We start from the raw sequence: 9,511 nt of genomic DNA, 5'->3' as shown, positions 1-9,511 counted from the left end.
TGAAAACGTCGATAAATACCTTTTTTGCCGCTTTGCTGATGGTGATGATGTCAGCCGCTCAGGCAGAACGCATTAAAGATCTGGCCTCTATTGGTGGCGTTCGTAATAACCAGTTAGTTGGTTATGGTTTGGTTGTAGGGCTGAGTGGCACAGGAGATAAGACCGCATTTACCGGCCAGACCTTACGCAGTATGTTGCGAGAAATGGGTGTGACCATACCGGCAGGTGTGGACCCCAAAAGCAAAAATATAGCGGCAGTTTCTGTCCATGCCGATTTGCCGCCTTTTGCCAAACCCGGTCAAACGATTGATATTACAGTCTCATCATTGGGTGACTCAAAAAGTCTGCGAGGCGGCAGTTTAATCATGACACCGCTAAAAGGTGCTGATGGTGAAATATACGCTATGGCACAAGGTAATCTGGTGGTAGGTGGTTTTGGTGCTGAAGCAGGGGATGGATCCCGAGTGACGGTGAATATTCCCAGTGCGGGCCGTATACCCAATGGTGCTACCGTTGAGCGTACGGTACAGAACGCGTTAAATGTTGGCGATCACATTATTCTGAATCTACATCAGGCCGACTTTACTACGGCCAGTCGATTATCAGATGCCATTAATCAAACGTTGGGACGTGGGACGGCGAGCTCTATGGATGCAGCATCAGTTAGAGTTAATGCGCCGAGAGATCCGAATCAACGTATTCCATTTTTATCATTGATTGAAAATCTGGAATTAAGCCCAGGCGAGGCGGCGGCCCGTGTGGTGGTCAATTCGCGTAGTGGTACTGTCGTGATCGGACAGAATGTCCGGGTGAGTCCAGCAGCGGTTACACATGGCAGTCTATCCGTGACCATTTCAGCAGATCCAGAGGTTTCTCAACCCAATGCCTTTTCAGCAGGACAAACGGTTATCACACCGAATTACGATATTGAAATATCGGAAGAAAACAGCCGGATGTTTGTATTCAATCCGGGGGTTTCTTTGGATGAAATTGTGCGTGCAGTCAATCAGGTGGGAGCAGCGCCGGGAGATTTAGTGGCTATTTTAGAGGCCTTGAAACAGGCGGGTGCGTTACGCGCTGAGCTGGTGATTATCTGAGTTTATAGATTAAGTCATGACGATTCCTTCTGATATTCAGCAAAACGCAACGGATTTCCATGGTTTAAATCAGCTGCGTCAATCGGCAATACGTTCTGATAATGATGCAACAACATTACGTCAGGTTGCCGCTCAATTTGAATCCTTGTTTACCACAATGATGCTGAAAAGCATGCGTCAGGCCAGTCTGGCGGAGGGAATATTCGATTCCAATCACAGCAAAACCTATCGTGATATGGCCGATCAGCAGCTGGCGATGGATTTATCCAAACGTGGCGGATTAGGCCTGCAGGACGTGATTATTCGCCAACTGGGGGGCGAAGTACGATCCGATATCCCAATTGGTGGCGGGACGTTTAGTTTTGATACCGTGACGGTACGGCAAGATTTACGGCGTATGGTCAAAGAGATTCATGATAACGCTGATAAAACTTCTGAAGAAAGCATCAATAGCATTGACAGCAGTAAATTAAAAATCATGCCACAGCGTTTTAAATCGCCTGAAGACTTTGTAGAACAACTGTGGCCTTTGGCCCAGAAAGCTGCAGATAAATTGGGTACCACCGCCGATGTTATTTTGTCGCAGGCCGCATTGGAAACCGGCTGGGGTCGGTATGTGCTTAAAGATGGTGAAGGCCAATCCAGTTTTAATTTATTCAATATCAAAGCCGATAGTCGCTGGGATGGTGAGTATGTTGCGAAAAACGCGCTGGAATATCGTGATGGCAAGCCAATAACAGAACAGTCCCGCTTCCGTTCATACGAAGATTATCAGCAATCCTTTGATGATTATGTCAGTTTCCTGCAGTCACAGCCGCGTTATCAGGAAGCATTAAAACATGTCGGCCGACCGGAACGATTTGTAGAGAAATTGCATGAAGCTGGCTATGCCACCGATCCGCAATATGCTGACAAAATAAAACGCATCATGAAGGGTGATACGCTGGCACAGATTTCGCATAAATATATTCAGAATATGGGGTACTAACCCCCTGTAAAAGCTCTCAGAGGATCATCTAAATGAGCATGCTGAATATTGGTAGTTCTGCTTTATTAGCCGCGCAAACGTCACTGGCGACCACCAGTCATAACATCAGTAATGTAAATACCCCGGGGTATTCGCGTCAGCGAACCGATCAGGGCCCACAGCCGGCCAATTTTGAAGGTGGTTATTACATTGGAAATGGTGTTGGCATCACTGGTGTCGACCGTATTTTCAATCAGTTTTTAGTCAATCAACTGCGTACTTATACTTCGGCTGAGTCTCAGCAAGACGGTTTTTTGACATTTTCCAAACAGGTTGATGATCTGCTGGGTTCTTCCTCACTGAGTATCAGTGGTGGGTTGGAAGCGTTTTTCAATTCTGTTCAGGAAGTTGCTAATGATCCAACTTCAATTGCCGCCAGACAGGTGATGCTCACACAGGGTGACTTGTTGGCCAACCGGTTTAATACTATGGACAGCCAGTTGGGAGAGTTGGACAGACAGATTGATAACACTATCACAGCGTCAGTTAAGGACATCAACGTGCTTTCTCAGGGGATAGTAGATTTAAATCAATCTATTTCTGAGTCATTGGCTGCTGGTTATAACCCCAATGATTTGCTGGATAAACGCGATAAACTGATCAGCGATTTGTCTGAGCTAGTCTCAGTTAACGTGGTCGAGCAGAATAATGGATCAGTCAATGTCTTTATCGGTAATGGACAAGGACTGGTGGTAGGCAATAGTCGCGTTGAACTTTCAACTATTGCGGATAACAGCACGAATCCCCCGCGTACCGCTATCGGTTATGGCCCTTCACAGATTAATATCACCCAGCAGATTAGTGGCGGTGAAATTGGCGGCGCGATACTGGCACGCAGTGATGTAGTGGATAGTACACGTGCTGAGCTGGATGTTCTGGCCGAATCAATCGTTACCGCATTTAATGCTGCCCATGGTAACGGTATCGATCTGAACGGTAATGCCGGAACAGATTTCTTTGATGCCGCAGGTACGACTGCCGCTACGATAAGCTTGAATATTACGGATACGCGGTTAATCGCCGCTTCTTCTACCACCGATCCCGGGGTGGGTAATAATGAAAATGCACTGGCGATGGCGGCTTTGCAAACCGATAAAACAACGGTAGTACTTGACCCCGGCCCTCCAGTTGTTTCGAGATCATTTAACGATCAATACGGCTCCATCGTGTCTCAAGTTGCAACACGAACGAATCAGGCAACGGTTACCCAGCAAACTCAGGCGGGACTGGTGAGTCAGATTCGTCAACGGGCGGAAAGCGTATCTGGGGTGAATCTGGATGAAGAAGCGGCCAATCTGATCAAATTTCAGCAAGCTTATCAGGCGGCTTCACAAATAATCACGGTATCGAATACCGTGTTTAATTCGTTAATTAACGCATTTTAGGAGATTAACTTATGCGTATCTCGACGAATAGTATTGTTCAGCAGGGCCTGGAAGCCATGCTGAGACAGCAGAATGAATTGGCGAAAACGCAGTTACAGGTTTCATCGGGAAAACGGATTCAAACACCCTCGGACGATCCCATCGGTGCTGTCAAAATGCTGGACTTGCAAAGACAGATCGGGTTGTCCCAGCAATATCAGGATAATGCGGATGTCGCTGACAGTCGTCTGAGCACAACCGATGGAACGCTCAAAAGTGCGGGTGATATTATGCAACGGATTCGGGAACTGGCTGTACAGGCGTTGAATGATACAAACAGTGACAGCGCTCGCCAGGGGATTGCTGAAGAGATCAATCAGTTAAACGAGTCACTTGTCGCGTTAGCCAATACGACGGATGCGAATGGAGAATATCTTTTTTCCGGATATCAATCCGATGTGCAGCCTTTTGATACGGCAACATTTGCCTACAATGGGGATGGCGGACAGCGGCAATTGCGAGTCAGTGACGGTTATCTGGTGGCGATAAACGAGCCGGGAGATGGCTTATTTGTTACTCAGACAGTTGCCGGGCCTAATCAGGCAATCTTTCAGACAATCCAGGATTTTACTACTGCACTTAACAATGGAGCTGTTGGAACAGCGCCTAACGACGGTGATTTTCTGGCGAATATGGATTATGCGATGGATGCTTCTCTGGAAGGTCGTACCCGAATCGGTACTCGACAAAATGCCATCGAAATGCAACGTGATATTAATGAGAGTTCACAGTTCAGCATGACCGCTACACTTTCTCAAATTGAAGATCTCGATTATGCTGAGGCCATCACTGAGTTGAATAAACAATCAGTTGGACTACAAGCTGCGCAACAGGTTTATGTAAAAGTTCAGGGATTATCCTTGTTTAACTTTTTGTAAGTTTCCATTTGTCATAAAAGGCAGCTAAAGGATTATCAATGCAGCAAACCCAATCATACTGTGTTGTCTGCGGACAAAATGTTGTCAAATTTGAACCCTTTCGAGGGGGAACTGCTAACCGACCGTTTCTGATGCGCTTATTCAAAGTTGTCGGCAGTAATACCGATCATTTTCTATGCCCTTCCTGCCGTAGCCACGATCGTGAAAGACACTTGTTGATTTACCTCGCTTCCTTGAATTTACTCTCCATCTTTAGTCAAGCAAAGGTGTTGCATTTTGCACCAGAAAAATGGGTTTCAAATGTGATTCAGCTGCAGTCCCCAGAGCTTTATATTAAAGCGGATTTGTTTCCCCAAACGGACGATGTACAGCAGATAGATATGCTGGCAATACCTTATCCAGATGAGTTTTTTTCGGTAATTATCGCAAATCATGTACTTGAGCATGTTAACGATGATTTGTTGGCGTTGAGCGAAATTAGACGGGTGCTCAAAAAGGGTGGGCTGGCGATTTTACAAACCCCTTATAGTGATCAATTACACACTACTTTTGCGGATGACGGTATAAAAGGTGATTATCTCTGCCGTGAAGTCTATGGTCAGGAGGATCATGTGCGTCTATATGGGCGGGATATTTTTGATCGTTTCTCTAGTGCTGGTTTTAATTCATTGGTGGTGTCACACCAACAAGTTTTATCTGATATTGCTCCAGAGGTTTATGGTGTCAATCAAGATGAGCCTTTTTTTCTTTTTGAAGCAATATAGGTTGAAATATGGCAGTGCCTCTGGTCTCAGTATGTGTGATCACATATCAACATAAAAAATATATAAAACAATGTCTTGATGGAATCCTGGCACAAAAGACTGATTTTTCCTTCGAAATTTTGATTGGTGAAGATGGTTCTGTCGATGGGACACGTGAAATCTGTGAAGCTTATGCTGAACAGTATCCAGAAATCATTAGGTTGTTTTGTTGGGATCGCAATATCGATCGTTCTGCTTTTCCGGGAGGGCCGGGTCGATACAACACCATCCATACATTAAAAGCAGCCCGGACAGCCTATATCGCATTATGTGAAGGTGATGACTACTGGAGTGATGAAAACAAACTTCAACGACAAGTCTCGTTTTTGCAATCGCATTCTGAGTTTTCCATGAGTTTTCATGCTGTGGATGTGGATATCGACGGTGAGAAAAAAGCAGATAACCTGACTAAAGGAAAAGCGGACGAGTTTTCTATCTATGATTTGGCGCGCGGGAATTTCATCCATACACCATCGGTTGTTTACCGAAATCTCCTGCCAGAAGAGTTTCCTGCTTTCTTTAATACAACTCCGGTTTTAGATTATTTATTACATCTATACTTTGCACAGCATGGAAAAATTAAATATTTTTCCGAGCCAATGGCTGTTTATAGAGTGCATGGCGATAGTTATTGGTCATCCAAATCACAACGCTCTCGGTCGTTATTATGGTTAAACGTGTTAAATCCGCTCGTTGTCTACTTCTCTAGCGATAAAAAAGTAGCAGATATATTAAAACAGCAGGCATTTGATATTGGTTCAAATCTGTTAGCCAGCCCAACTGATCCACTAAGCGAAGATGAACTAAAAACTGTTTTAAACAATTTAGTGTCGATTGATCCTGTTTATTTTCTAAAACTCTCTCAGCAGAACTCGAAAGAGGTCTCTTTGGATAATTTGTTGAATCTGTTGCAAATTAACCTGCAACAAACCGACTTAAGTGTACAAAATATCGTGAAGTCGATAGTAAATAAAAACATAAACTGGCTAACCCACAATCAGTTGAAAGACGTTTTTGTGCTCAATGCCGTTCAATTAGTGCTTAATGAGTTAGAAAGTAATACATCCTCAAATCTATTACTAAGTAAACACCAAGAAACCAGCATCCGCGACTGTCTGCAATTATTAACTTCCACTTCGTTGAATGATGTGACCGATTCTGTCCTGCAGCTCAAATTGTTATTGCGCCAATGGTGGGAGCAGAAACGTTATCAATACTGGATTCATAACCATGCTTTGATGGAAATTGATGCCCAGATTCATGCCGAAAGGATGATGCAATGGCGTCACAAACCAACGTTCCATTTGTATATGTTTGTATTTAAAGAGGAACAAAATTTATTAGCCGATACACTGGCATCATTAGGCCAGCAGTTTTATCAAAATTGGAAGCTGACGGTGATTGCCGACTCTGCTTCACCTGATGTCATGTTTGAAGAGTTGGATGTATTGGAATGGCTTACATTGCCAGATCAAACAGAGCCCTATGATTACCTCAATGCCAATATGGCAGCTTCATCTGCCGAATGGGTCGCTTTCATTCCGGCAGGAACCTGTTTTGAGCCACAAATATGGTTGCAATTTGGTGATTATATAAATCTTTTTAAGGAACAAACGGCCTTTTATTGCGATGATGATGTAATCAGCAGTGCAGGGGAGCGCAGTCAGCCCCGATTCAAACCTGACTTTAATCTGGATCTGTTACGCTCGCAGGATTACATTGGACCTATCCTGTGTAAAACAACGCTGTTTGAAGCTTTAGGTGGTTTTGATAAGGTTCCAGGCCATGAAAATATGAGCTTGGCTTTTAAGATTTATGAACGTGTTGGGGCGGATGGAGTCGGCCATATTGCCGATGTGTTGATGCATTTACCCGAAAGCGTGTTATCACTTTACAGTACGCAGATGACCCAGCAGGCTGTTCAGCAGCATCTGGTTCGACAGCAACTTTATGCTTTTGCTGAGCCGGGTTTATTGGATAAAACGGTCAGAGTGGTCTATCAATGGCCTACTTCTCCAAAAGTCAGCATTATCATTCCCACCAAAGATAAGCTTGAGTTCCTTCGACCTAGTGTCGAGGCGGCACTATTAAAAAACAGTTATCCGAATTTTGAAATTATTATTGTAAATAATCTCAGCGAAGAACTGGATACACTGGAGTATTTTCGACAACTGTCCGAGCTGCCGGAAGATACGCTTCGAGTCATTGATTATCCCCATACTTTCAATTATGCAGCGATCAGCAATTTGGCTGCAGAACAGGCGCGGGGTGAGTATCTCTTATTTCTGAATAATGATACTGAAGCATTGCACCCTGAGTGGCTTGAACGCATGGTGGCCCATGGACAACGTCCAGAAGTTGGTATTGTCGGTGCTCGACTGGTTTATCCGGAAACCGGATTGATTCAGCATGCCGGTGTCATTCTTGGTATGGAGAGCATAGCCGATCATATATATCTGGGGGCGCTGGATATTAAAGAGCCAGGTTATATGGGCCGAGCGCAGGTAGACCAGAATTTTTCGGCGGTGACGGCTGCTTGTTTGCTGATTAGAAAATCAATTTATCAGCAAGTCGGCGGAATGGACGAACAGCAATTTGCTGTTTCCTACAACGATGTCCATTTATGTTTGAAGGTGCGTCAATCCGGATTTTTGGTGACATGGACACCTTATTCAGTATTAGTCCATCATGGTAGTGTGACCCAAAAGAGTGAACTCTCTCGACCCGTTGATCAAACTTTCAAGACCGAGCGCTTCCAGAGTGAGCGGAAGCATATGCTTAAAAAATGGTTGCCGGTTATTGCCAATGATCCGGCATTTAATCGAAACTTAAGTTTGGTTTATCGCGACTGTCTGATTGAATCGGCCATGCCTACCAATTGGGATACATACTTTCATGATCGTTCGAAAATTCTTGGCTTGCCCTTACAGGGGGGAAGCGGGGATTATCGTGTGATACAGCCGTTTTCTGCATTAAGTCATGCGGCATTGGCACAATGTGAATATTATCGTTTCAACAATAATATTACCCGACCGATTATGATCTCAGAATATGCGCGAATTGCACCAGACACTGTGGTGTTTCATGCGGCGCTAAATGATATTCAACTACAGCAATTAGAGCAGCTCAAAGAATTTTTACCCGATGTTTTCCGAGTTTACAGTATTGATGACTTATTAACTAACGTGCCCGAGCAAAGTTCAGCTTATAAAGAAATAAAACGTCATTTTGCTGACGCGAAATCGAGAATGCGCCGTGCATTACAATCTTCTGATCGCTTAATCGTATCAACACAGCCTTTAGCCGATTTGTGTGAGGGTATGGTTGCCGATATTCGGGTTATTCCTAATCGGCTACCCAAAAAACCATGGCTATCGGTCACTTCATTACGTAATCAAGGCCCCAAACCACGTGTAGGGTGGGCGGGCGCTCAGCAGCATCAAGGTGATCTCGCCATTATGTCCGAGGTCGTTAAAGCGACTGCAGATGAAGTGGATTGGGTTTTTATGGGGATGTGCCCGGAAGATATTAAACCGTATGTCCATGAATTTCATTATTTTGTGTCGATGGCCGAATACCCGGCAAAACTTGCCAGTCTGAATTTAGATTTGGCTATCGCACCTCTGGAAATCCATCCGTTTAATGAAGCTAAAAGTAATCTAAGATTATTAGAGTACGGCATATTGGGCTGGCCTGTTATCTGTACTGACATCTATCCATATCGAACCAACAATCCACCTGTCATTTACGTGCAAAATCAGGTGGATGAATGGATTGCGGCAATCCGGCAAATATTGGCCGATAAAGCGGCACTTGCTAATGCTGGATCGTTATTAAAGACTTGGGTTCTTGAGCATTACATGCTTGAAGATTACCTTGATGAGTGGCTTAGCGGCCTAACAAAGAGTAGATAACGATTTTGGGCCGACCTCGGCCCTTTATTTTTCTAGGTTTTGCCGTGTTGCATTGAAAAAATAAAGATTATTGGCATGAACCCTGCTTAGTTGATTTTATACCTGTTCGGAGCGCCGGCAGGTTCTGAATAGAATCGCTCAATTAGGGAGAGTGTTATGGCACTAATCGTCAATAGTAATCTGGCATCTTTGAATGCTCAGCGTAATCTGAGTAACTCACAGAATGATCTGAATACGTCATTACAACGGTTATCATCCGGTTTGCGTGTCAATAGCGCCAAAGATGATGCTGCCGGTCTGTTTGTGGCTCAACAGCTTACTCGTGATATTCGGGGCACCAATCAGGCTGTTCGAAATGCGGCAGATGT

At 44.4% G+C, this 9,511-nt stretch carries 6 protein-coding genes and 1 pseudogene; all 7 read left to right on the top strand.

Translation table 11 applies throughout. The annotated features are described in order from the left end of the window. Nucleotides 1-38: 38 nt before the first annotated feature. Nucleotides 39-1,097 (top strand): flagellar basal body P-ring protein FlgI, encoded by a 1,059-nt coding sequence (locus B3O33_RS11655; RefSeq protein WP_292363682.1) that lies wholly within the window; start codon nt 39-41, stop codon nt 1,095-1,097. Between the two features lie 16 nt (nt 1,098-1,113). Beyond that, nucleotides 1,114-2,085, top strand: coding sequence for a flagellar assembly peptidoglycan hydrolase FlgJ (gene flgJ / locus B3O33_RS11650; RefSeq protein WP_292360325.1), 972 nt, complete (start codon nt 1,114-1,116; stop codon nt 2,083-2,085). 32 nt (nt 2,086-2,117) lie between these two features. Further along, entirely contained in the window at nt 2,118-3,509 is a 1,392-nt protein-coding gene (gene flgK / locus B3O33_RS11645) for a flagellar hook-associated protein FlgK (protein ID WP_292360323.1), read from the top strand. An 11-nt stretch (nt 3,510-3,520) separates the two neighbouring features. Next, the gene (gene flgL, locus B3O33_RS11640) at nt 3,521-4,426 is read left to right on the top strand and encodes a flagellar hook-associated protein FlgL (protein ID WP_292360321.1); all 906 of its coding nucleotides are present in this window, start codon (nt 3,521-3,523) and stop codon (nt 4,424-4,426) included. Between the two features lie 38 nt (nt 4,427-4,464). Continuing rightward, a complete protein-coding gene (locus B3O33_RS11635) occupies nt 4,465-5,190 on the top strand; it encodes a class I SAM-dependent methyltransferase (RefSeq protein ID WP_292360319.1) in 726 nt (241 codons plus the stop codon). A 35-nt stretch (nt 5,191-5,225) separates the two neighbouring features. Then, nucleotides 5,226-9,143, top strand: a complete 3,918-nt coding sequence (locus B3O33_RS11630; protein WP_292363638.1) for a glycosyltransferase — start codon at nt 5,226-5,228, stop codon at nt 9,141-9,143. Nucleotides 9,144-9,299: 156 nt separating this feature from the next. After that, a pseudogene (locus B3O33_RS11625) lies at nt 9,300-9,511 on the top strand (flagellin FliC); the annotation flags it as partial.

Origin of the sequence: Methylophaga sp. UBA1464 (assembly GCF_002325665.1) — a bacterium.
Lineage (GTDB): Bacteria > Pseudomonadota > Gammaproteobacteria > Nitrosococcales > Methylophagaceae > Methylophaga.
This window is presented reverse-complemented; position numbering and strand designations above follow the sequence as displayed.